Raw genomic sequence first — 23776 nt, forward strand, 5'->3', positions numbered from 1 at the left:
ATATGTCTTCAAAGCAGCAAGCTAAAGGTCGTAACGTAGTTGTCATTGGCACCCAATGGGGTGATGAAGGCAAAGGTAAAGTAGTTGATTGGTTAACTGATCATGCAAAAGCAGTAGTGCGCTTTCAGGGCGGACATAATGCGGGTCACACCCTCATTGTTGGCGACAAGAAAACGATTCTTCGCCTGATCCCATCCGGAATCATGCATAAGGATGTGATCTGCTATATCGGTAACGGCGTGGTGTTATCCCCTGAAGCCCTTTTTAAGGAAATTGGCGAACTTGAGGCTGCTGGCTTAGATGTTCAATCCCGCCTGAAAATTTCTGAGGCGACTACTTTGATCCTGCCGTATCACGTTGCGATTGATCATGCGCGTGAGAAAAAACGCGGCGAAGCAAAGATTGGTACCACTGGCCGCGGCATTGGGCCAGCGTATGAAGATAAAGTAGCGCGTCGTGCACTGCGCGTTCAAGATTTATTTTATCCAGAGAAGTTTGCTGAGCAGTTGCGTGAGAACTTGGAATATCACAATTTCATGCTCACGAATTACTATGGTGCTGAGCCCGTAAATTACGAAAAGACATTGGCAGAAGCCATGTCTTACGCAGAGCGCATTAAACCAATGGTAGTGGATGTCTCTAGTGCGCTCTACGCTGCTGAGCAAGCTGGTCAAAATCTCTTGTTTGAAGGTGCGCAAGGTACATTGCTCGACATCGATCACGGCACCTACCCCTATGTCACCTCCAGCAACTGTGTAGCAGGTAATGCTGCCGCTGGTTCAGGCGTTGGCCCAGATTCTTTGCAGTACATCTTGGGTATTACAAAGGCTTATTGCACCCGTGTTGGTGCTGGCCCATTCCCAAGTGAACTCTACGATCATGACAATCCAGCTAGGCAAGACCCCGCTGGTATACGTTTAGCCGAAGTTGGCAAAGAATTTGGTTCAGTAACTGGTCGCCCACGCCGCACAGGTTGGTTGGATGCTGCGGCTTTGAAGCGCTCGATTCAGATTAATGGACTTTCTGGTTTGTGCATCACTAAGCTAGATGTACTCGACGGCTTTGAAACGATTCGCTTATGCGTCGGCTATCACTTAGATGGCAAAAAGCTTGATGTATTGCCACGCGGCGCTGAGACAGTTGCTCGTTGCGAACCAATTTATGAAGATTTCCCAGGCTGGAAGGGCACCACCTTCGGCATTCGGGAGTGGGACAAGCTTCCAATCGAAGCTCAGCACTTTTTGCGCCGTATTGAGGAAGTGGCTGGCAAACCCATAGCGATGGTTTCTACAGGCCCAGAACGCGATGAGACTATCTTGTTACAACACCCTTTCGAGGGTTAATAAACATAACTGATTCAACCCATTTTTAACTTTTGTATAAGAAATAAATAACATGACTGCACGCACTACCTGTAATAGCCTTCAAGTAGCAACACCTCTTTATCGTTTTATTGAAGACAAGGTCCTTCCAGGAACTGGCATCAAGAGCGCTGACTTTTGGAAAGGCTTTGATGACATTGTTAAGGACTTAACGCCAAAAAATGAAGCTCTACTGGCAAAACGTGATCGCTTGCAACTGGCTTTGGATAACTGGCATAAAGCCAATCCAGGCCCAATCAAGGATATGCCTGCTTACCGCAAGTACTTGAAAGAAATTGGTTATATCGATGATGTGCCAACTAAGATATCCGCTACTACTCAGAATGTAGATGATGAGCTTGCTCTCCAAGCCGGACCTCAGCTAGTTGTTCCTGTATTAAATGCACGCTATGCCTTAAATGCTGCTAACGCTCGTTGGGGCTCTTTGTATGATGCTTTGTATGGCACAGACGTGATCTCTGAAGCAGATGGCGCTACTAAGGATGGTGCTTACAACCCTATTCGAGGAGCTAAGGTGGTTGCCTATGCGCGCCAGTTTTTAGATGAGTCCGCTCCTTTAGCTGGCGCTTTATATGGCGATGTAGTGGCATACAGCGTCGTAGATAAAAAGCTGTCCGTGAAATTAAAAGGCGGCAGTACTACTGGCTTAGTGGATGAAAAGCAGTTTGTTGGCTATCAAGGCGATGCTTCTGCACCATCATCTGTTTTGTTGCGCAATCACGGCATTCATATTGATATTCAAATTGATAAGACTAAAACGATTGGCGCTGCTGATTCAGCAGGAGTAAATGACGTAGTCCTTGAAGCTGCGCTCTCAACGATTTTGGACTTAGAAGATTCGGTAGCGGTTGTTGATGGTGATGACAAGGTCCTTGCCTATGAGAACTGGTTGGGCATTCTGAAGGGTACTTTGGTTGAAGAAGTGAGTAAGGGCGGTAAGACTTTTACTCGTACGCTCAATCCAGATCGCAAATACACTGCAGGCATTGGCGCTGTTAATGCTAAAGATGGCGTTGTCACATTGCATGGCCGATCACTCCTGTTTCTGCGTAACGTTGGCCACTTGATGACTAACCCAGCCATTATTACTGGCGAAGGTAAGGAAATCTACGAAGGCATCTTAGATGCAGTGGTAACTGTTTTGATTGCTTTGTATGACATCAATCGTCCAGCGACTCAAGCGATTGGCAATACCCGTAAAGGCTCTGTCTATATTGTTAAGCCAAAAATGCACAGCGCCGAAGAAGTGGCATTTGCAAGCGAGCTCTTTGGACGCGTTGAGAAATTACTGGGTTTGCCTGAGAACACAGTCAAACTGGGCATCATGGATGAAGAACGCCGTATGAGCGTCAATATTAAAGCTGCGATTGCTGCAGCTGGGGCTCGTGTTGCCTTTATTAATACCGGATTCTTAGACCGTACTGGCGATGAAATGCATACCGGAATGTATGGCGGTGCCATGGTTCGTAAAGGCAGAATGAAGATCGCTAAATGGTTCGGAGCCTATGAGCGCCGTAACGTTTTAGCAGGATTGGATTGTGGCCTACGTGGTCGTGCACAGATTGGTAAGGGCATGTGGCCTGCGCCTGATCTCATGAAAGAAATGGTTGAGCAAAAAGGCGCGCACCCTTTAGCCGGAGCCAATACCGCTTGGGTACCATCGCCTACTGCTGCCACCTTGCATGCAATGCACTATCACCAGGTTGATGTTGCAAAGATCCAAGCGGATATGGAGATATTAGATACTGCAGCTGAGTATGAGGCTTTAACTGATGAGCTCTTAACAGTACCAATTGCGCTATATCCAGATTGGACTAAAGAGGAGATTCGCGAAGCCCTCAACAATAATTGCCAAGGTATTTTGGGCTACGTGGTTCGCTGGATCGACCAGGGTGTTGGTTGCTCTAAGGTACCTGATATTTATAACGTCGGTTTAATGGAAGATCGTGCAACATTGCGTATTTCCAGTCAGCATATTGCCAACTGGTTGCTGCATAAATATGTGACTAAAGCGGAAGTGAATGAAGCCCTACAACGTATGGCCACTATTGTTGATACACAAAACGCCGGTGACCCTCTTTATAAGCCAATGATGCCAAACTATGAAGATTCATATGCCTATCAAGCTGCAAGCGATCTGATCTTTAAGGGTCTTGAGCAGCCAAACGGGTATACAGAACCATTACTGCATGCTTGGCGTTTGAAGGTAAAGCAGGCGCAAGCAAAGTAATCTGATGTGAGACTCACCTTAGAATGGATTTGTCGTAAGGCAAATCCATTTTTTTATTTAGCGCATCCACATGTTTAGTTTTCTAAATCCATTCTCCAAATCTCGGCAGACCTTCCCATTGCAGATCAATGATGGTGGCAGGGAGAAGGCTGGTTTTAAGGGTGGGGCAGGTGACTGCGTTGTCAGATCCATTGCAATTGCCGCCAAGCTTCCCTATCTGCAGGTATATGAGGACCTCAGAAGTGCCAACCAACACTATGCCGAGCTTAAGAACGATCGCTTGGCTAGGCGTCTCAATAGCAAGGGTTCTTCACCTCGTAACGGCAACCATCGCAATGTCTTTCATGATTACATCCTAGGTCTTGGATTTGAATGGGTTCCAACCATGAGGGTGGGGGCGGGTTGTCAAGTCCACCTGAGGCCCAATGAACTTCCAGATGGAATATTAATTGTGAAGGTTTCTAAGCACTTAACTGCAATAGTTGATGGGGTTATTCAAGATACACACAATCCATCCAGAGGTGGAAATCGTTGTGTTTATGGCTATTACATTAAGAAATAGGCCCAAAAAGACCCAAAAAGACCAATAAAAAAGCCCCAGAGCAGTACTCGAGGGCTTTTGCCAATAATTGGCGAAAAACAGCTAAATTTAGCGATAAATCAGCAAAAAATTACCAATTTCCGCTGATCTTATGACTTTTCTGTTCCATCATCTTGGCTTCCGCCCATGCTGCTGAAATCAGGGCAAAAAAGTCCCTGATTGCCAATAGGGGCTTAAAACCAAAGCTGGAGCTTTGTGAAAAACTAAATGAGTTTGAATGTGCCATTTGAAGTCTCCTTAAGGGTATACCCTAATGATACTCCTAATCTCATAATAATGTTGCGAGGCAGCAAAAAAACTTCATTAGAGCTTCGTTACGTGGTTCTTGAGCTTCCAGGTTTCACGGTAGGTATTGGTCATCCCGATCATGATGGAGGTGGTCCAGGCCAAGGAGAAAAGACCGCTAAAGGAGATGAAAAAAGCCAAACTTTTCCAGCCATTAGGCAGGATATCCTCAACAAACCCAAGGGTGGTGTAGCAACTTCCTGCAAACAGGATTGCCTCAACACCATCTTTCAGGAGATTGGCTTGATAGATGAAAGCTGCCCAAAGTAGCACTTCTGCAATATGAATCAGGGCGATAAAAGAAAATGAGAAGTAGAAGTGCAGAAAGACCCAGTGGTACTCTTGATTGGCAAGATTGGCGGCAGTCATTCTTTCAAAGCGCATCAAGACCCAATTGATTGAGGTTCCATGGAATATCAAAATCAAAATCATGCCAGCCACCCCTAACAGGATGTCCTGAAAAAGCGCTAAGTAGGTAAATTGGTAGGTTTCTGGTGGCATCGTCAGATGGATAATGGCATACGGCACCATTCAAGTAAAGTATTCAGAAAATACAAGGAGATCCCATGATTCAATTTAAAAGACCCGATGGTAGTTTGGTTGAGGGCTATTTAGCAGAGCCTGCAGATCAATCCAATGCTCCAGGAGTTGTGGTTATTCAAGAGTGGTGGGGTCTGGATGATGAGGTCAAGTCAGTAGCGGATCGTTTAGCTAAAGCAGGTTACCGCGCCTTAGTGCCTGATCTCTATCGTGGCAAGCTAGCACTCGAAGCAAATGAGGCCGAGCACTTGATGAATGGGTTGAACTTTGGTGACGCTGCTACCCAAGATATTCGTGGTGCAGTTCAATATTTAAAAGCAACAGGTAGCCAGAAGGTTGCTGTTACTGGATTTTGCATGGGCGGAGCTTTAACTATTCTCTCGGCGTGTAATGTTCCTGAGCTCGATGGCACAGTGGTTTGGTATGGGTATCCTCCATTGGAGTATGTTGATGCAGCAGCTATTCAGAAACCAATGATGGCTCATTGGTCAATGCACGATGAATTCTTTTCGATTGCGGGCGTAGACCAGCTAGAAGAGAAATTGAAACAGGCTGGTGCCAGCTATGACTTTCATCGCTACGATACTAAACATGCTTTTGCTAATCCGAAGTCGGCTATGCGCGGCATGCCTCCTTTGGAGTACAACGCCGAGGCTGCTAAGCTGGCCTGGGAGCGAACTATGGAGTTCTTTAAAAAGAACTTAGCCTAACTATCTCACTAGAATTCACTATGCATTTGTTCTCCGAAAATCTCGCTGTAGAAATCGCCTCTTACTACCGCAATCTCGCCTTAGGGCATGGGGTGGTGCCAAAGGTATTTACCTTGGTAAATGGGGAAGGGGATCAATTTCTATTCTTTATTGATGATCTAGGAATGGAGAAGGAAGAAGAGGATCAGTTCTTGGCATATATCGTCAAAGAGCATGATGCCGTTTCCTATGCGCGCGGCACTCTAGTGATTGTTGAAAAGAATCAGCAATACATCGAGTTTGCAGTTGTAGATCGTGATGATGAGGAGGCAATTGTTTGCTCCGCAGAGTTAACGCGAGATATGGATGACAAGCCCATTGCGCTTACAGAGTTTGAAAAAACCTTAGTAAAGAAGAGCTCGATTGTTTTTGGAAAACTCTTTGAGCCAGTCAGCCTATCAGAAGCAAAGATAGAAGACTTTGAAAGTCTTTGGGATGAGATGAAACCCAAGATTTTGCATCGCTCCATGGGAATCTAGCTTAAGCAATGACGCCAGTTGGTTGGCATGCTGGTCTTGCAATCGGTTAATTTGACCCCATATAAGGGGTAGAAGTATTCAAGGAGGTGTTTGGTGCCCAGGAAGGGACTCGAACCCCCACAACCTTACGATCGCCAGCACCTGAAGCTGGTGCGTCTACCAATTTCGCCACCTGGGCATGCCTCTATTATAGGGGGATGGTTACTCCAAGGGCTTTTCTAAGCCAATTTGGCTTTTTCCCTGCAGACTCAATGGTTTGATACAGTAGGCTTATTCATAACAAAAATAGATATCAATAGATAGATAGCAAGGGCATGTATTGCCGAAGGAATTAAATGCGTAAAGCAAAAGACTTGGTGCCACGTGAGGCTGACCGTTTAGGAACAGTCCAAGGCCACCGAGATGGATTTGGATTTGTAATCCCCGATGATGGTGGTGAAGATATTTTTCTCTCTGAACGAGAGATGTCGCGCGTCATGCACGGTGATAGAGTCAATGTTAGGGTCTTAGGAACCGATCGACGCGGTCGCCCCGAAGGGCAGATTGTTGAAGTTGTTCTACATGCAAATAAAGTGGTCATTGGCAGATTGCTCAATGAGAACGGCGTCTTAATTGTTGCGCCTGAAGATAATCGGATTGGCCATGACATCTTGATTCCGCCAAAAGGACAAGGTCAAGCAAAATTAGGTCAAGTAGTGAGTGTTGAGATTATTGACTATCCCGATAGCTATCGCCAAGCTGTGGGGCGCGTCGTAGAGGTCTTGGGTGAGATTGACGATCCCGGTATGGAGATCGAAATCGCCGTACGGAAGTACGGTGTACCCCATGAGTTCTCAGCCGCTGCCATGAAAGAGGCTGCAGCATTACCAGATTCTGTACAACAAGAAGATTTAGAGGGTCGCGTTGATTTACGCGATATCCCTTTGGTCACCATTGATGGTGCTGATGCCAGAGACTTTGATGATGCGGTGTATTGCGAGCCCATCATGTACGGTAAAACCAAAGCTTGGCGTTTAATTGTGGGCATTGCCGATGTCTCGCATTACGTTAAACCAGGTCATCCATTGGATGATGAAGGTTTGCTGCGTGCTACTTCGGTCTATTTTCCAAGACGCGTCATTCCGATGCTTCCAGAGAAGATCTCGAATGGCCTGTGTTCCCTCAATCCAGGAGTAGACCGCCTCTGTATGGTCTGTGACTCTGTAGTAGACAACAACGGCATTGTGTTGGCTTATCAGTTCTATCCAGCAGTGATGCATTCTGCTCAGCGTTTTACTTATGACACGGTTTGGGAGATCCTATCTAATAGTAAGGGACCTGAAGCTGTGCGATTTGCTCAGTTCAGCCCATTGCTGGGTAATCTGTACTCTCTTTATAAGATTCTCTTGGCGGCACGTGAGAAGCGGGGCGCCATTGAGTTTGAAACGACTGAGACTCAAATCATCAGTAATGAGCTTGGGAAGATCTTGCGCATTGAGCCGCGCTTGCGCAATGATGCACATCGCTTAATTGAAGAGTGCATGTTGACGGCAAACGTTTGTGCTGCTGACTTTATTGATAAAAATAAACACTTAAGCCTATACCGTGTTCACGGAGAGCCCTCTGAAGAAAAGTTGGTGACCTTACGTCAAGTGCTGAGAACTTCAGGTCTTTCATTGGGCGGTGGTGAAAAACCAAAGCCACGTGATTTCGCAAAATTGATGCGCGAGATCAAAGATCGCCCTGACGCCAATATGTTGCAGTCCGTAGTATTGCGCTCTATGCAACAGGCGATGTACCAGCCGGATAATGAAGGCCACTTTGGCTTAGCTTATCCAGCGTACTCGCATTTCACAAGCCCAATTCGCAGGTATCCAGATCTACTGACGCATCGCGTCATTAAGTCGATTCTGCAGAAAAAGCCATACGCTCCTGTATTGCCAGCTACTGTTCCGCTCAATCTCACGCTGCCGCGCAAGGGTAAAGGGCGTGAGAATGCAGTCAACGCCAAGAAATCCCACAGTGATGCCAAAGCCGGTGCTGCTAAAGGTGCTAAAACACCAAAAGGGGTAAACGCTGCTTTGCCAATCTGGGGTCAATTAGGTGTTCACTGCTCTTCCAATGAGCGCCGCGCAGATGAGGCATCACGTGATGTTGAGGCATGGCTTAAGTGCTATTACATGCGTGACCATTTGGGTCAAGAATATGCAGGCACAGTAACCAGTGTTGCTAACTTTGGATTATTTATTCAGCTCGAGAACCTCTTTGTTGAAGGCATGGTTCACGTGACTGAGTTAGGTGGCGATTACTTCCAGTATGACGAGGCTCGTCAAGAATTGCGGGGAGAGAGAACTGGAATTCGTTATCGCTTAGGCGATCGTTTGCATGTTCTGGTAAGTCGTGTTGATCTAGATGCCCGCAAGATTGAATTTAGTCTTGTGAAGTCGATGGGCGCAGAAGCTGGCGGTGTCTCTAGTCGTCGTCAACTGCTCTTGGCTACTGATACTGGCAGGCCTAACAAAAAGGCAGCCTCCAAGAAGAGCCGTCCTGCAAGCAAGGTTCCACAAAAGCCTAGCGGAATCAATGTGAATGCTGCTAAGTCTGCAGGTAATTTGAATGCCAACCAATCCAAGAGCAAAGCGGGTCGCAAGAATGGCAAATCGAAACCTGGAAGATCTGTTGGTAAACCAGCTGGTAGCAAGCCACCGGTGCGAAGCACCAATGCTCGCCGTAAATAAAGAGTAAATAAAACAATGAAACAAATATTAGTTGGCTTTCATGCGGTTCAAGCGCGCTTACGCGTTGATCCTGATAGCTTGAAAGCGGTTTACTTTGATCCTAGTCGTCGCGATAGACGAATGGGTGATTTTTTAAAGCAAGCTGAAGAGATGTTGGGTGAACGCTTGCATGCTGCGGATGCGGAGCGTTTACATAAACTGACTGGTCATGATCGTCACCAAGGTGTTGTTGCCTTAGCTGAAAAAATGACTGTGGCTCGCACCATTACGGAAGTGGTAGAAGATGCTGAGAGTGCCCAGAAGAAACCATTATTCCTAGTGTTGGATGGCGTGACTGATCCACACAACTTCGGTGCCTGCTTACGGGTTGCAGATGGTGCAGGAGTTGATGCAGTAGTCATACCAAAAGATCGTTCGGCATCTATTAATGCAACCGTCAGCAAGGTATCGAGCGGCGCATCTGAAGTTATGCCCGTGATTACAGTAACTAACCTTGTACGCAGCATGAAAGAGATGCAAGAGGCTGGTGTCTGGCTAGTGGGCACTGATGATGAAGCTGAGAAGTCAATCTATGATCTTGACCTTACGGGTCCGATCGCAATAGTGATGGGTGCTGAGGGTGAGGGCATGCGTCGCCTTACTCGTGAGACCTGTGATGAGCTTGTACGCATCCCAATGCAAGGTGTAGTGTCTAGTTTGAATGTGTCTGTAGCAAGTGGCGTATGCCTGTATGAGGCATTAAGACAGCGCCTAGCCAAAGCAACTAAAAGTCTTACTTAGCGAGTAAGGCTTCTAGTTTTTCTGTATCAATACAGAAGTTACGAATACCCTCAGCCAATTTCTCAGTTGCCATCGCATCATTATTAAGCTGTAGACGGAAGCTAGACTCATCTAGCTTCAGTGGGGACAGTTTTTCTGCGTGAGCGCTAGCTCCATCTAGCTTTTTGCAGACTGGTGCAGTGCTGCTTTGCAGTTCTGCTAAAAGCTCTGGGCTGATTGTCAGTAAGTCACAGCCAGCAAGTTCAAGGATCTGACTGGTATTGCGAAAGCTCGCACCCATAATCTCGGTAGTAATACCAAAGTGTTTGTAATACGTAAAAATTGTCTTAACTGAAGTCACGCCAGGGTCGTTAGCACCACCATGGCTAGCATCATTCCAGTTAGCCCCCAGCTTAGCCTTGTTCCAGTCGGTAATGCGTCCCACAAATGGCGAGATCAACTTTGCATTTGCTGCGCCACAAGCTGCAGCCTGTACCAAAGAGAAAAGCAGGGTCATATTGCAATGAATACCAGCTGCTTCTAGTTCTTTTGCAGCAGCAATACCTTCCCAGGTGCCAGCAAGCTTAATCAAGATTCGCTTACGATCAATCCCATGTGATTCATATAAGGAAATAATATGCTTTGCCTTGGCAACTGTTGCCTTGGTATCGAAAGAGAGTCGAGCATCGACTTCAGTAGAAACACGTCCTGGAACAATTTTCAGAATCTCTAAACCAAACGCCACCAAGATATAGTCAACCAAGTCGGTAGAACTCATACCAGGATGAGCATCTTTCACTGATTGCACCAGGGCTTGGTAATTGCTCTGCTGTGCCGCCTTCAGAATGAGCGAAGGATTTGTGGTTGCATCCTGCGGTTGAAATACTTGCATGCGCTCAAAGTCACCGGTATCGGCAACGACCGTTGTGAGCTTTTTGAGTTGCTCTAGTTGGTTTAGGGCTGAAGAGGTGCTATTCATGGCTAGATTGGTCTAAATAAAGGGTCTGCTTGATTGGATATCTTGTGATTATCATATGATAGATGCATTAACTACTCTGTTCCAGTAAAGGCGTTTGGCAGGCTTATGAACCAAGATCAACTTAAACAAATGGTAGGTGAGGCAGCTCGCGATGAAGTCTTAAAGCTGCCAGCAGGGCAAATTTTAGGCATTGGAACAGGCTCGACTGCTAATTGCTTCATCGATGCCTTAGCTCCACATAAAGATCATTTTGCAGGAACGGTTTCGAGCTCTAACGCAACAACAGAGCGTTTACTGAAACATGGCTTTCAGGTTTTAGATCCCAATGATGTAGCCAGCTTACCTGCTTATGTCGATGGTGCAGATGAAATTGATCCAGCGGGCCATATGATTAAAGGTGGCGGCGGGGCGCTTACGCGAGAAAAAATTATCGCCTCAATGGCTCAGCAATTTATCTGCATTTGCGATTCCTCTAAACAAGTGCCAGTCCTAGGTAACTTTGCACTTCCAGTAGAAATCATTCCATTAGCAAAAGGTGCAGTCAGTAGGGAGTTAGAGAAATTCGGCGGTGAGGTCACACTACGGTTGGCTAAAAATACCCGTGCAGATTTAAATCAAACCCCAAGCGAGCCCTTTGTGACTGATAACGGAGGGTGGATATTGGATGTCGCAGGCTTAAAGATTACAGATCCGCTCAAGATGGAAGCCCAAATCAATCAGATTGCTGGCGTGATCACGGTAGGCTTATTTGCAAAAGAGAAGGCCAACATCTTATTGGTCAGTAACGCTTCTGGCGTTAGTCGCATTCCACTCTAGTTAGCAAAAGGAAATAAAAAACCCGACGGGGCTTCCCCATCGGGTTGTTTGCCATGGATTGCATGGCGCAGGCGCTCGGAAGAGATTTAGTTCCTTAGCCTATGAGCATATAGATATGCTCATTTCTGAGTGGCTTTCGCCAATGTAGTAGGACACAAAATCTGTCTCACCACGATTACATCCTATGCCTGCAAATTTAGACTGTCAACAGTTGGAAACCAGTTTTAAGAATTTATTTATGCTGTCCCGCAGCAAGCAACAAGGGGCTATTTATTCTGCCGGTGGAACGTAGCCTTGCGCCATATCTGCACCACCTTCAAAGAAGTATTTTTCAACTTGCTTCAGAAGATACTGGCGAGCACGGGGGTCCGCCATATTGAGGCGATTCTCATTAATCAACATGGTTTGATGCTTTAACCATGCCGCCCAAGCTTCTTTAGATACTTGATTCCAAATCTTTTTTCCAAGCTCGCCAGGAAGCGGAGCGAAATCCATTCCTTCAGACTCTTTATTGAGCTTGATACATTGAACCATGCGTGCCATCTGTAATGCCTTTCTTAAATCTTTATAGATCTTTAGTTAAAACCATGGACTTACGGTCCCAGTTATAAATTTGTTTTCTTTCTTCAGGCAAGTCATCAACCGTTGCCCGCTTAAAGCCGCGCTTTAGGAACCAATGCTCTGTTCTGGTAGTGAGAACAAATAATTTTTTAATGCCTTCTTGCTTAGCACGCATTTCAACACGCTTGAGAAGGCGCTCTCCATCCCCTGATCCTTGCACATCTGGATCAACTGCAAGGCATGCAAGCTCACCAACGCCATTCGGGAATGGGAAGAGGGCAGCGCAGCCGAAGAGCACACGGTCATGTTCAATGACGGAGAAGCGCTGAATATCGCGCTCAATCACATCTTGACCACGAGCCGCCAAAATACCTTCTTCTTCTAGTGGCATCGTCAACTGCAAAATACCACCCACATCATCTTGATTGGCTTCACGTAAGTTTTCAATATCGGAAGAGGCGAGCATCATGCCAATGCCGTCATGGGTAAATAGCTCTTCTAATAAAGCACCATCTTGATTGCACGGTAAGAAGTGAACACGGCTCACGCCTGCTCTGATAGCTCTACCAGAGATATTGAGAAGACTCCTCATGCCGAGATCTAGCTCTTTGTTCTCTGTCATATAGTCTTGCAACTGAGGCAAAGATAATTCTGTAATCAGATCACCTTCTGCATCGTGTAGACCTGCATAAGGGCTCAAGAAGATCAACTTATCAGCCTTCAGGGCAGCAGCAGTGGAAGCAGCTACATCCTCATAGGCGAGATTAAATGCCTGTCCAGTAGGAGAGAAGCCTAAGGGTGAGAGCAAGACAATCTTGTTGCTATCTAAAGACTGCGTAATAGAGGTGGAGTCCACCTTACGCACTAAACCGGTGTGGATGTAATCGGTGCCTTCAACAACGCCTACTGGCATTGCAGTAATAAAGTTTCCGGAGATCACAGAGATGCGTGACCCTGCCATTGGTGTGTTTGGTAAACCACGGCTAAAGGCAGCCTCGATATCAAGACGCAATTCACCAGCAGCTTCTTTGACACATTCGAGGGCAGCAGCATCAGTAATCCGATAGCTGTGCATTGCACTCTTACCAAATTTACTTTTGATCTTGCGTAAGGTGAGCTGCTCTTCAATCTGCGGACGAATGCCGTGTACTAAAACAATGCGCATACCCATGGCATGCAACATCGCAATATCCTCAATCAGATTCTCAAGACCAATTTCCTGGACGAGCTCACCAGCAAAAGCAATGACAAAGGTCTTTTCACGGAAGCTATGAATGTAGGGCGCAACATCGCGTAACCACCCTACAAAAGGGAAGTTGGAGGTAGATTCTTCGGCGTTTGAGGCCTGGTTCGGTGCATTTGTTGGCATAGTGAGAAAATTATAGGGTGCAAGAGCCCATAAACCAACAAAAACCCAAAGCAATGCCAAAGCCTGTGCCTGCTTCCAACACCTCGCGCAGGCTGGAGATCCGCTTTCCGGAAGAATTGCCAGTCTCCGGCCAAAGGCAAATCATCAAGGATGCCTTGCAAGCCCACCAGGTGGTGATTGTTTGTGGAGAGACGGGTTCTGGCAAGACTACTCAGTTGCCCAAGATCTGTTTAGACCTTGGTAGAGGCACCATCAACGGCGGTAAGTTAATCGGCCATACCCAACCTCGCCGAATAGCTGCTACTGCCACAGCCAAGCGAATTGCCCAAGAGCTAGGCTCCCCCATCGGCCAAGATGTTGGCTATCAAGTGCGCTTTGCAGACAAGACAAGTCACACCGCCTCGATTAAATTGATGACCGATGGCATTTTGCTAGCAGAGACACAGCGCGACCCTCAGCTCAAAGCCTATGACACGCTCATCATTGACGAGGCGCACGAGCGCAGCTTGAATATTGATTTTCTACTGGGCTATCTCAGACAACTGCTTCCAAAAAGACCCGACCTCAAACTGATCATTACTTCGGCAACGATTGATGCTCAACGTTTTGCGGAGCACTTTGCAATCAATGGCAAAGTGGCGCCAGTGATTGAGGTTAGTGGACGACTCTTTCCAGTGGAGCAGCGCTATTCAGCATTAGAGACCGACGCTAAACCAGATGGCAAAAAGGAATCTAAAACGGCAAAAGAAATTCCGGATGCCGTCGCCGAAGAAATCGCCAATGTTTGGCGTGAGGGTGCATCGGGCACTGGAGATGTATTGGTATTTCTGCCAGGGGAGCGCGAGATTCGGGATTGCGCAGAAGCGCTTCGCAAAGATCATGTGTTGCAACAACGCTTTCATCCGGAAATTCTCAGTCTGTTTGCGCGCCAATCTGTGGCGGAGCAAGAAAGAGTCTTTAGTCCAGGCAATGGGCGTCGCATCATTCTGACAACCAACGTTGCTGAGACTTCCCTTACCGTTCCCAATATTCGCTATGTGATCGATAGTGGGCTAGCAAGAGTCAAACGCTACTCCTATCGCAATAAGGTAGAGCAACTTCAGATCGAGCCGATTTCCCAAGCGGCCGCCAATCAAAGGGCGGGGCGTTGCGGCCGGGTATCTGATGGCATCTGTATTCGTCTGTATAGCGAGCTTGATTATCAAAGCCGTCCTAAATTTACCGACCCAGAAATTCTGCGGAGCTCATTGGCGGCAGTGTTATTACGTATGAGTTCACTGCGTTTGCCCAAGATTCAACATTTCCCATTTATTGATAAGCCCTTGGGTAGAGCAATCACTGATGGCGTGCAACTGCTAGATGAGTTGGGTGCGATTGAGTTTGATGAATCAGATGCCACCGATGGCAAAGACATAAACAATAGTTTTAAGCTCACAGCAATTGGTAAACAGCTAGCGGACCTGCCGCTAGATCCCCGAATTGGCAGGATGCTATTGGCGGCAAAAGAGCAGAATGCCTTAAAAGAGGTCACGATTATTGCTTCGGCTTTGGCAACCCAGGACCCACGAGAGCGACCGATGGATCAGGGCGCCGCAGCTGACCAAGCGCATCTACAATTTGCCGACGAGCGCTCTGAGTTCTTGAGTTTTGTAAAGCTATGGGATTGGTATCAAGATGCCTTGCAACACAAACACAGCAATCGCCAATTAGAAAATTTATGCAGAAGTAAATTCTTATCACCACGTCGCTTGCGAGAGTGGCGTGACGTGCATGGTCAACTGCACACGATGCTGGGTGAAAAGGGCTGGAAAGAAAATGGACTTGCAGCCACTTATGAACAAGTGCATTTGTCGCTCTTAACCGGTTTACTGGGATATGTTGCCAAAAAAGAAGAGGATGAAAAGTCTCAGGATCGCAATAGCAAGACTGGCGGCTATGTCGGTGCCCGCGGTATTCGACCATTTATTTGGCCAGGCTCAACGATTGGCAAAAAAGCTGGCGCCTGGATTCTGGCGGGGGAGTTGCAAGAAACCAATCGCATGTATGCGCGAACGATTGCTAAGATTGAGCCGCAGTGGGTTGAGAAAGTGGCGGCTCATCGTCTGATCAAATCCTTAAGCGATCCATTTTGGGATAACCGTCAGGGCGAGGTCTTAGCATTTGAGCGAGGCACCTTATACGGTTTACCCATCTATCACGGTCGACGAGTACGTTATGAGGCTCATAACCCAGAAGAAGCAAGAGAATTATTTATTAGCCAAGCCTTGGTTCAGGAAGAAATGTTTGGGCGCATGGATACACCAGCCCTTTATCGTGAAACTGAGGCAGATGCCAAGAAAAAATATCCTGGTTTATTTGGTTTCTTCTGGCACAACTGTCGGCTGATTAAAGAAATCGAGGCACTGGAGCATCGTTCACGTCGTCCTGACGTACTGGTCGATGATGATTTGCTGTTTGCTTTCTATGACTCACGTATTCCAAAAGAAGTTTGTAATCGCGAAGGCTTAAAGGCATGGTTTAAGAAAGAGCCCGACCTAGATAACCAGTTAAGGCTGGAAAAAGCCGACCTCATGCGCCATGAAGCAGCTGGTATTACGGTCGATCGTTACCCCAAGAAGATGATGGTGGGTGGCGCAGAGCTCAATCTCACTTATCACTTCGAGCCTGGCAGCCCTAAAGATGGCGTGACTCTAGTGGTGCCTCTGACGCAACTCAATCAAGTGGATGGCCGCCGTTGCGAATGGTTAGTGCCGGGTATGTGCGAAGAGAAAGTATTGTTATTGCTCAAATCATTGCCACAAAAACTTCGCCGCCATTGTGTGCCGCTGCCAGATTATGCAAAGTCATTCTTAGAGCGTAAGCTGGAAGAAAAACAATTTGGAGTGGGAGACTTTTTAGATAGCTTGATTAGTGATATTCGGAAAGAGCGTGGTTTAGAGATCAAACGAACCGACTTCAGACCTGAATCACTGCCTTTACATTCATCAATGAACTTCAGATTGATTGATGAGCATGGTCGCCAATTAGAAGTCGAAAGAAATCTCGCTCGCTTGCGTTCTGAGTATGGAGAGACTGCCCGCAGTGCTTTTCGGGCGATCGCCCAAGAGACTGCGCAGGCTGAGTTGGGGGTTGAACCACCTAGGGCGTCTAGCGCTAAGTCTGAAGAGAAGGCTCGTGCAGTTGAGCAGGGCGGCTATCGCTCCTGGGAGTTTGGCGAGCTACCAGAAACTCTAGAAATTCAAAAAGGTAATAAAACCTTATTTGGTTACCCTGCTTTAGTAGATCGTGGCGATTATTGCGATCTAGAAGTATTTGATGATCTACTAGAAGCCAGAAAGCAACATCACCTAGGATTACGTCGTCTTTTTGTGCTGAGTAATAAAGACACACTCAAGGCATTGCAAAAACAATTGCCTGGCATTCGAGAGTTGGGATTGCTTTTTATCAATGTAGGCTCGGTAGAGGGATTGCTGGAGCAGATTCTCAATCTGGCGCTCGAGCGTGCATTCATGACAGAACCACTACCGGTCAATGCCGAGCAATTTGCTGAGCGTTTACAGGCAGGCAAGCCGCGATTGGCATTAATCGCTCAAGAGGTCGCACGTCATGCCTTAAATGCACTTCAAGCACATACTGATTTACAAAAGAAGATGGCCAGCGCAAAAGCGGCATCACCTGCCGCCTATACCGACATGCAAGCGCAAATGCAGGGACTCATTTTTTCCAAGTTTGTAGCTGAGATTCCTTATGGCCAGCTGGTTCACCTGCCGCGCTACTTGAAGGGGATTGCTATGAGGATCGATAAGTTACGTTCCAATCCAGGCCGGGATGCTCAATGTCAAAAAGATTGGGAATCAGTTGCAAGGCCTTGGCAAAAATTGCTACAAGGCAGCAAGGGTTCGGCCTCTTATGCCATGATCGAGGATCAGGCTTTACACGATTTCCGGTGGCAGCTGGAAGAGTTGAGGGTAGCTTTATATGCTCAAGAACTCAAAACCCCAACCCCAATGTCCTTAAAGCGACTGGAAAAGGTTTTAGCCAGCTTGCGCTAAGTCAAATCCATCAAGCTTTAGAGGTCTTTCGCCAAGCATTCATTGCTTACAATAGGGGAATGTACACATTTATTACAACTAGAGGTTTTCGCAATATTGCTACCTCTTCTATATTTAGCTTACTTTTAGTAAACCCTGCCATTGCGCAAACTGCTAGCGCTCCAAATGCCGTGCCAGCTGCCAACCAACCAAAATTGGCAGTCATTCTCAATTCAGGTGAAGCCTCAGTGAGTTTGATTGATATGCCAAGCCGTCAAGTGATTAAGACGGTCCATGTTGGTAAAGAACCTCATCATCTGATGATCACCCCAGATCAAAAAACCTTGTTAATTGCTAATGCAGTGGGGAATGATATTGTTTTAATGAATCCCACAACCGGTGAGTTGACTGGCAGAATCCCGAACATTATTGATCCATACCAAATTGGTTATTCACCAAATCATAAGTGGTTTGTAGCCAATGGAAATCGTTTAGATCGTGTCGATATTTATGCTGCAAATGGCGCTGATCTAAAACTAGCCAAAACAGTAAAGTTGGCTAAGACACCTAGTCATATTGCTTTCACAGCGGATAGCAAAATTGCTTTTATTACTTTGCAAGACTCTAACGAGCTAGCAGCAATTGATTTAGAAACGCAAAATGTACTGTGGGTAATGCCTACAGGTAAAGTGCCCGCCGGCCTATGGATGACCCCTGGAGATCAATATCTCTTGGTGGGTATTACTGGTGAAGACTATGTGCAGGTGATTGATTGGAAGGCGCATAAAGAAGTGAAGCGCATTACAACCGGTAAGGGCGCGCATAACTTCCGGCCCCTAGGCGACAAAAAGCATGTCTTTGTGAGTAATCGGATTGCATCATCTATCAGCCTAATTAATATGCAAACCTTAGAGAAGGTTGGCGATATTACGGGGCTTCCTGCAGGGCCTGATGATATGGAAATTACACCTGATGGCAAAACTTTATGGGTTACTTTACGTTTTTCTAAAAAGGTAGGCGTGATTGATATTCCTTCTATGAAACTCATGACGGTGATTCCAGTGGGAAAATCACCCCACGGTGTGTTCTTTTCTCCTAGAGCTTCCTGGGAATAATATTCACCATGAAGTACAAGCAAGTCATTCAACTAACAGCCGCGTTCATACTCGGCTGTTTTGTATTTGGTGCGACTGCCCAAGCTACAGCTTGCAATAAAACGGTTTACCTGACATTTGATACAGGCAATATGGCAGTTGCTGAAAAAGTGGCTGAGATATTGAAGCGACAAGACGTCAAAGCCACTTTTTTCCTATCCAATGAAAAGACTTTACGAGGCGACTTCGCTTTAGATGATTCTTGGAAAGCCTATTGGCAGGAGCGGCTTAAAGAGGGGCATCACTTTGGTAGCCATACTTATGATCACACCTATTTTGTAAAAGATGGCCCTAAAAGCGAAGTCTTTGTGCAGTCTCAGTTTGGGCCTAAAGCTGGTATGACGGTTCTGTACAACGAGGCCTCCATATGTAAGGAGATTCGCCGGGTGGATCAACGCTTTGTAGAGTTAACTGGACAGCCATTGCAAAAGATCTGGCGTGCCCCCGGTGGTAAAACTTCGCATACTTTGATTCGGATGGGGGATATGTGTGGCTATCAGCACTTTGGATGGGCACCGGCTGGATTTTTAGGTGATGAGCTCAATTCTGATCAATATCCCAATAGCCATCTTTTAGAAAAAGCTAGTCGCAAGATCAAAGACGGTGATATCACCATGGCTCACCTGGGCATTTGGTCCAGAAAAGATCCTTGGGCGCCTGCAGTACTAGAGCAGTTAATCCTAAACCTCAAGGGTCGCGGCTTTTGCTTTGGCACTTTGCCTAAGGTCAACAAAAAATTGGTAGATCAGTCAAAATAAAGCATGGATTTGAGTTCTATCACCTCAGCAATCTCAAGCGCTTACGGTAGCGTTCAGGAGTTTTTGTTTGCCAAGATTGTTGGACCGCTGCTATATCAATTTGATTTGATGTCCTGGGCGGAAGATGTCTTTGATGGCATGGATTGGTTTTTATTTGGTTGCATTCAGATTTTTCTGATTATGACTGTTCTCCGAACCTGGGAGCGTTTCGCCCCAGCAGAGACCCAGGAGCGTTTTGCTAAGACGAGCAGGGCAGATGTACTCTATACCTTATTCCATCGCCTAGGTATCTTTCATGGATTAGTCTTTATTACATTGTCAGGATTATTTTTTCAGATTGATTCGGTCTTGCATGATTTTCGTTTTGCCCGTTTGAACGTCGAGTCTTGGTGGCCTGGGGTGACCTCTATTCCGATGGTGAGTTTCTTGGTTTACTTGATCCTGTTGGATCTTGTGGGCTACTTCTATCATCGCGCCTCCCATACTTTTAATTGGTGGTGGCAGCTGCATGCACTTCATCACAGTCAAACAGTGATGACTGCATGGTCTGATAACCGCAATCACATCCTAGACGACATTATGGATGCAGCGGTAACAGCATTTTTTGCACTTCTGTTTGGTGTCTCCCCGGGTCAATTCATTATCTTGATTGCGTTGAGTCAATTGATTCAGAGCTGGCAACATGCCAATATCAAAGTGCACTTGGGTAAAGCGCAATATCTTTTGGTGTCGCCCATGTTTCATCGCATGCATCATGCGGTAGGATATGGTCACGAAGCGCAAGGCAAGCCTGGTGTATTGGGCGGTTGTAATTTTGGCGTTTTGTTTCCGTGGTGGGATGTATTGTTTAAAACAGCCATTTTCCCTAAAGAGGTCTATCCTACGGGTGTCAGAAACCTAAAGGTATCGCACAATATTCTGACTCAGCAGTGGCAAGGTCTTGTGCACTCAGTTAAAGAGTTCATGCCAAAGTAATTCAATGAAGTCAGGCGTGCGAAGTGGCATGCAATAGGAGTTTTATGGTTGGACTGCCTCAAGTATTTAAATCTTTTGGATTAGCTCTGGTGGGAACAATGCATCCAAGGATGCTGTGGCTAAGCTTGCGACCATTCTTGATCGTATCGATTCTTTGGGGCTGCTTGATTTGGCTCACATGGACTCCGGCACTTGCTCTGCTGAGTGAATTTTTGACGAACTCCCTGTTTACTAATTGGATTCAAGAGGGCTTGATCTGGGCTGGCTTTGAAAACGCCAGGGCGTGGATTGCCCCCTTATTTTTTGTCATGCTAATCATTCCCTTGATCACCATTAGCTTGCTAGTATTGATCGCCTTTTCAACCGTTCCAGCGATTGTGAAGATTGTGGTGAGACAGGCGCACTATCAAGATTTAGAGTGCAAGCGTGGCGGCGGTTTGTTGGGTAGTTTGATTTATACCCTGTGGTCAGCATTGATCTGCCTTGCCTTGGTGATGTTGACATTGCCAGTGTGGTGGGTTCCTCCGCTGGTAGCCGTACTGCCACCATTGCTCTGGGGCTGGTTAACCATGCGCCTCATGTCTTACGATGTACTTGCTAAACATGCTAGCGTGGAGGAGCGCGATCAGCTCTTAGAAAAATATCGCTGGCCTCTGCTATGCATGGGGATTGCCTCTGGAATGCTTGGCGCAGTGCCTACTTTCTTCTGGGCTACATCGGCACTAGCCTTGGTTTTATTTCCGATTGTGAGCTTTGTGGCGCTTTGGATTTATTCTCTCATCTTTGTATTTGCCGGTCTTTGGTTTAGCCATTTCCTACTAGATGCTTTAAAGGAGTTGCGGGATGAAGAATTGGATAAAGCCTTAACAGTGCAATCGCGTGTAGTTGATATGGAACTTCCTTACCATGGTTGATGTAACAAAAGTAGTTGAAATAGACATGCCCAATACAGCGCAACGCCGCTTCGGCTTGATTGTGATTGGCGATGAGATTTTGTCAGGTCGTCGTCAAGATAAACATATGGCGACATTGATTGAGCTTCTCAATGAGCGCGGCTTAAGCTTGGCATGGGCAAAATATGTTGCTGATGATTCTGCTCAAATTACCGCAACTCTCAAAGAAAGTTTTGCAAGCGGTGATGTGGTGTTTAGTACTGGCGGTATTGGTGCAACACCAGATGATCACACGCGTCAATGCGCTGCATTAGCTTTGGGAACAACTATTGCATTACATCCAACTGCGCAGGAATTAATTGCAGGTCGTATTCAGACGATGGCAGAAGGTGACCCTATCAAAGCAGATTTAAAGACACCCGAGAATCAACATCGTTTCAAGATGGGTGAGTTTCCGATTGGCAGTGACATCATTCCTAATCCTTATAACCAGATTCCGGGCTTTCGGATTAAAGAGCATCACTTTGTTCCAGGCTTTCCGGTCATGGCAGCGCCCATGATGGCCTGGTGCTTAGATACGCATTACCAAGATCTCTTTCATCAAGAGAACTGGGCAGAGCAGAGCTTCATTGTTCCCAAAGGAATTGAATCCACCTTGACCCCATTAATGGAGCGCATAGAGGCCAATTTTCCAGGTGTGAAGGTCTTTAGTCTGCCCTCGGTGGGCGATGCTAAAAAGGGCGGTGTGTACGCCCAGCGGCATATTGAATTGGGTATCAAAGGCAATGCCGATCTACTAGCAAGTGCTTGGATCGCCCTCAGAACGGGCACCCAAGAGCTCGGCTATGAAATCCACGATATCAACTCCTAATTTTGCACTAAAGTAGTGCAAAAAGAGTGTTTTTACCCATTTCTAGGGGTAATCTAGCACTTTAATAGTGCAATAATGGAGCTTCCCATTTGTTTGCTTCAGTAAATTACATACATCCATTAGGCATGTTTGGTGCCTGGAATAAACAAGGGTGTATGCCTTAGGTTTGAATTCCGAATTTAGTTAATAGAGGAGATTTGCATGACGAAGACCGTCGCTGATGTGATGAAGTTAGTTAAAGAGAAAGAATGTACTTTCGTTGATTTCCGCTTTGTTGATACAAAGGGTAAAGAACAACACACGACAGTTCCTATCTCTGCTTTTGACGAAGATAAATTTGAGAGCGGTCATGCATTTGACGGTTCTTCTATCGCTGGTTGGAAAGGTATTGAAGCTTCTGACATGTTGCTCAAACCAGATCCAACAGCTGCTTATATTGACCCATTCTATGAAGAGCCAACATTAGTGTTGACTTGCGATGTTATCGAACCAGCTGATGGCAAAGGATACGACCGTGACCCACGTTCTATCGCAAAACGTGCTGAAGCGTATTTGAAGAGCACTGGTTTAGGCGACACAGCTTACTTTGGTCCAGAGCCAGAATTCTTTATTTTTGACGGCGTTCGTTGGGGTGCTGACATGCAAGGTTGCTTCGTGAAGATTGATTCCGAAGAAGCTCCATGGTCTTCCTCTAAAGAAATCGAAGGCGGTAACACAGGTCATCGTCCAGGCAAAAAAGGCGGCTACTTCCCAGTTGCTCCTGTTGATACATTCCAAGACATGCGTTCTGAAATGTGTTTGATTCTTGAATCATTGGGTATTCCAGTTGAAGTTCATCACCACGAAGTTGCTGGCCAAGGCCAAAACGAGTTGGGTACGAAGTTCAGCACATTAGTACAACGTGCTGACTGGACCATCTGGCAAAAGTATGTTGTTCAAAACGTAGCTCACGCTTACGGCAAGACTGCAACCTTTATGCCTAAGCCAGTAGTTGGCGATAACGGTTCTGGTATGCACGTTCACCAATCTGTTTGGAAGAACGGCGAGAACTTGTTTGCTGGTAACGGCTATGCAGGCTTGTCAGAATTCGCATTGTTCTACATTGGCGGCATCATCAAGCACGCTAAAGCATTGAACGCGATTACTAACCCAGGTACAAACTCATACAAGCGTTTGGTGCCAGGCTTTGAAGCTCCAGTGAAGTTGGCTTACTCAGCACGTAACCGTTCTGCTTCAATTCGTATTCCACACGTTCCAAGTCCTAAGGGTCGTCGTATCGAGACTCGTTTCCCAGATCCATTGGCAAACCCATACCTCTGCTTCTCCGCTTTGTTGATGGCTGGTTTGGATGGCGTACAAAATAAGATTCACCCAGGCGAAGCTGCTGATAAGAACTTGTATGACTTGCCACCAGAAGAAGATGCAAAGATCCCAACCGTTTGCGCAAGCTTGGAAGAAGCATTGGAAGCATTGAAGAAAGATCACGAGTTCTTGACTCGTGGTGGAGTATTTACAGAGTCTATGATTGATGCATATATCAATTTGAAGATGGAAGATGTCACACGTTTCCGTATGACTACTCATCCGATCGAATTTGATATGTACTACTCCCTGTAAGCGAAGGAAA

General features: G+C 46.4%; 19 protein-coding genes and 1 tRNA gene. 15 read left to right on the top strand and 5 right to left on the bottom strand.

Translation table 11 applies throughout. From position 1 onward, the window contains the following. Positions 1-2: 2 nt before the first annotated feature. From B6A14_RS07020 to B6A14_RS07030, 3 genes are all read left to right on the top strand, one after another. Positions 3-1343 carry an adenylosuccinate synthase gene (locus B6A14_RS07020; RefSeq protein WP_087909780.1) on the top strand — a complete coding sequence of 447 codons (1341 nt, stop codon included), beginning with the start codon at positions 3-5 and terminating at the stop codon, positions 1341-1343. Between the two features lie 52 nt (positions 1344-1395). Continuing rightward, the gene (locus tag B6A14_RS07025) at positions 1396-3612 is read left to right on the top strand and encodes a malate synthase G (RefSeq protein WP_087909781.1); all 2217 of its coding nucleotides are present in this window, start codon (positions 1396-1398) and stop codon (positions 3610-3612) included. 70 nt (positions 3613-3682) lie between these two features. Beyond that, the gene (locus B6A14_RS07030; RefSeq protein ID WP_087909782.1) at positions 3683-4174 is read left to right on the top strand and encodes a hypothetical protein; all 492 of its coding nucleotides are present in this window, start codon (positions 3683-3685) and stop codon (positions 4172-4174) included. A 342-nt stretch (positions 4175-4516) separates the two neighbouring features. Here B6A14_RS07030 and B6A14_RS07035 read toward each other — a convergent pair whose 3' ends face one another. Then, the gene (locus B6A14_RS07035; protein ID WP_087910308.1) at positions 4517-4999 is read right to left on the bottom strand and encodes a hypothetical protein; all 483 of its coding nucleotides are present in this window, start codon (positions 4997-4999) and stop codon (positions 4517-4519) included. 65 nt (positions 5000-5064) lie between these two features. On the opposite strand from B6A14_RS07035, the gene B6A14_RS07040 reads away from it, so the two are divergent. Next, a complete protein-coding gene (locus tag B6A14_RS07040) occupies positions 5065-5748 on the top strand; it encodes a dienelactone hydrolase family protein (RefSeq protein WP_087909783.1) in 684 nt (227 codons plus the stop codon). A 20-nt stretch (positions 5749-5768) separates the two neighbouring features. Continuing rightward, positions 5769-6266, top strand: coding sequence for a hypothetical protein (locus B6A14_RS07045; RefSeq protein WP_087909784.1), 498 nt, complete (start codon positions 5769-5771; stop codon positions 6264-6266). 91 nt (positions 6267-6357) lie between these two features. On the opposite strand, the gene B6A14_RS07050 is transcribed toward B6A14_RS07045, so the two are convergent. Continuing rightward, positions 6358-6444 (bottom strand) — tRNA-Leu (locus B6A14_RS07050). Between the two features lie 157 nt (positions 6445-6601). On the opposite strand from B6A14_RS07050, the gene rnr reads away from it, so the two are divergent. Both rnr and rlmB read left to right on the top strand, forming a co-directional pair. After that, on the top strand, positions 6602-8983 hold the full coding sequence (gene rnr, locus B6A14_RS07055) for a ribonuclease R (RefSeq protein WP_087909785.1): 2382 nt from the start codon (positions 6602-6604) through the stop codon (positions 8981-8983). Between the two features lie 15 nt (positions 8984-8998). Further along, positions 8999-9763, top strand: coding sequence for a 23S rRNA (guanosine(2251)-2'-O)-methyltransferase RlmB (gene rlmB, locus B6A14_RS07060; RefSeq protein WP_087909786.1), 765 nt, complete (start codon positions 8999-9001; stop codon positions 9761-9763). On the opposite strand, the gene tal is transcribed toward rlmB, so the two are convergent. Continuing rightward, positions 9756-10721, bottom strand: coding sequence for a transaldolase (tal, locus tag B6A14_RS07065; RefSeq protein WP_087909787.1), 966 nt, complete (start codon positions 10719-10721; stop codon positions 9756-9758). The two genes, rlmB and tal, sit on opposite strands and share 8 nt — an antisense overlap. 105 nt (positions 10722-10826) lie before the next feature. Between tal and rpiA the strand changes: the two genes are divergently transcribed. Then, complete coding sequence (gene rpiA / locus B6A14_RS07070; RefSeq protein ID WP_087909788.1) at positions 10827-11537, top strand: ribose-5-phosphate isomerase RpiA; 711 nt, start codon at positions 10827-10829, stop codon at positions 11535-11537. A gap of 270 nt (positions 11538-11807) precedes the next feature. On the opposite strand, the gene B6A14_RS07075 is transcribed toward rpiA, so the two are convergent. Together B6A14_RS07075 and argA are read right to left on the bottom strand one after the other, a co-directional pair. Next, positions 11808-12080 (bottom strand): oxidative damage protection protein, encoded by a 273-nt coding sequence (locus B6A14_RS07075; protein ID WP_087909789.1) that lies wholly within the window; start codon positions 12078-12080, stop codon positions 11808-11810. Positions 12081-12102: 22 nt separating this feature from the next. Then, a complete protein-coding gene (gene argA / locus B6A14_RS07080) occupies positions 12103-13467 on the bottom strand; it encodes an amino-acid N-acetyltransferase (protein WP_087910309.1) in 1365 nt (454 codons plus the stop codon). A 53-nt stretch (positions 13468-13520) separates the two neighbouring features. Here argA and hrpA point away from each other — a divergent pair, with 53 nt between their 5' ends. The 7 genes from hrpA (at position 13521) to glnA (ending at position 23766) form a co-directional block, all read left to right on the top strand. After that, positions 13521-17519: an ATP-dependent RNA helicase HrpA gene (gene hrpA, locus B6A14_RS07085; protein ID WP_407947049.1), complete on the top strand. Its 3999-nt coding sequence runs from the start codon at positions 13521-13523 to the stop codon at positions 17517-17519. A 59-nt stretch (positions 17520-17578) separates the two neighbouring features. Next, positions 17579-18613 carry a YVTN family beta-propeller repeat protein gene (locus B6A14_RS07090; protein WP_087909790.1) on the top strand — a complete coding sequence of 345 codons (1035 nt, stop codon included), beginning with the start codon at positions 17579-17581 and terminating at the stop codon, positions 18611-18613. Between the two features lie 8 nt (positions 18614-18621). After that, positions 18622-19410 carry a polysaccharide deacetylase family protein gene (locus tag B6A14_RS07095; protein WP_087909791.1) on the top strand — a complete coding sequence of 263 codons (789 nt, stop codon included), beginning with the start codon at positions 18622-18624 and terminating at the stop codon, positions 19408-19410. 3 nt (positions 19411-19413) lie between these two features. Then, entirely contained in the window at positions 19414-20385 is a 972-nt protein-coding gene (locus B6A14_RS07100) for a sterol desaturase family protein (protein WP_087909792.1), read from the top strand. A 44-nt stretch (positions 20386-20429) separates the two neighbouring features. After that, positions 20430-21299 (top strand): EI24 domain-containing protein, encoded by an 870-nt coding sequence (locus B6A14_RS07105; protein WP_087909793.1) that lies wholly within the window; start codon positions 20430-20432, stop codon positions 21297-21299. After that, positions 21292-22149, top strand: a complete 858-nt coding sequence (locus B6A14_RS07110; protein ID WP_087909794.1) for a competence/damage-inducible protein A — start codon at positions 21292-21294, stop codon at positions 22147-22149. Before B6A14_RS07105 ends, B6A14_RS07110 begins: the two co-directional genes overlap by 8 nt. A gap of 201 nt (positions 22150-22350) precedes the next feature. Then, on the top strand, positions 22351-23766 hold the full coding sequence (glnA, locus tag B6A14_RS07115) for a type I glutamate--ammonia ligase (RefSeq protein ID WP_087909795.1): 1416 nt from the start codon (positions 22351-22353) through the stop codon (positions 23764-23766). The last annotated feature ends 10 nt before the right edge of the window (positions 23767-23776 follow it).

The organism is Polynucleobacter hirudinilacicola, assembly GCF_002192535.1.
Classification (GTDB): Bacteria; Pseudomonadota; Gammaproteobacteria; order Burkholderiales; family Burkholderiaceae; genus Polynucleobacter; species Polynucleobacter hirudinilacicola.

Coding starts and splice junctions, on each gene's coding strand:
- B6A14_RS07035 (WP_087910308.1), bottom strand. CDS start 4,999: ATGCCACCAGAAACCTACCAATTTACCTACTTAGCGCTTTTTCAGGAC.
- B6A14_RS07030 (WP_087909782.1), top strand. CDS start 3,683: ATGTTTAGTTTTCTAAATCCATTCTCCAAATCTCGGCAGACCTTCCCA.
- B6A14_RS07105 (WP_087909793.1), top strand. CDS start 20,430: ATGGTTGGACTGCCTCAAGTATTTAAATCTTTTGGATTAGCTCTGGTG.
- hrpA (WP_407947049.1), top strand. CDS start 13,521: ATGCCAAAGCCTGTGCCTGCTTCCAACACCTCGCGCAGGCTGGAGATC.
- tal (WP_087909787.1), bottom strand. CDS start 10,721: ATGAATAGCACCTCTTCAGCCCTAAACCAACTAGAGCAACTCAAAAAG.
- B6A14_RS07090 (WP_087909790.1), top strand. CDS start 17,579: ATGTACACATTTATTACAACTAGAGGTTTTCGCAATATTGCTACCTCT.
- B6A14_RS07025 (WP_087909781.1), top strand. CDS start 1,396: ATGACTGCACGCACTACCTGTAATAGCCTTCAAGTAGCAACACCTCTT.
- argA (WP_087910309.1), bottom strand. CDS start 13,467: ATGCCAACAAATGCACCGAACCAGGCCTCAAACGCCGAAGAATCTACC.
- B6A14_RS07075 (WP_087909789.1), bottom strand. CDS start 12,080: ATGGCACGCATGGTTCAATGTATCAAGCTCAATAAAGAGTCTGAAGGA.
- rlmB (WP_087909786.1), top strand. CDS start 8,999: ATGAAACAAATATTAGTTGGCTTTCATGCGGTTCAAGCGCGCTTACGC.
- B6A14_RS07110 (WP_087909794.1), top strand. CDS start 21,292: ATGGTTGATGTAACAAAAGTAGTTGAAATAGACATGCCCAATACAGCG.
- B6A14_RS07045 (WP_087909784.1), top strand. CDS start 5,769: ATGCATTTGTTCTCCGAAAATCTCGCTGTAGAAATCGCCTCTTACTAC.
- B6A14_RS07095 (WP_087909791.1), top strand. CDS start 18,622: ATGAAGTACAAGCAAGTCATTCAACTAACAGCCGCGTTCATACTCGGC.
- B6A14_RS07020 (WP_087909780.1), top strand. CDS start 3: ATGTCTTCAAAGCAGCAAGCTAAAGGTCGTAACGTAGTTGTCATTGGC.
- B6A14_RS07040 (WP_087909783.1), top strand. CDS start 5,065: ATGATTCAATTTAAAAGACCCGATGGTAGTTTGGTTGAGGGCTATTTA.
- rnr (WP_087909785.1), top strand. CDS start 6,602: ATGCGTAAAGCAAAAGACTTGGTGCCACGTGAGGCTGACCGTTTAGGA.
- glnA (WP_087909795.1), top strand. CDS start 22,351: ATGACGAAGACCGTCGCTGATGTGATGAAGTTAGTTAAAGAGAAAGAA.
- B6A14_RS07100 (WP_087909792.1), top strand. CDS start 19,414: ATGGATTTGAGTTCTATCACCTCAGCAATCTCAAGCGCTTACGGTAGC.
- rpiA (WP_087909788.1), top strand. CDS start 10,827: ATGAACCAAGATCAACTTAAACAAATGGTAGGTGAGGCAGCTCGCGAT.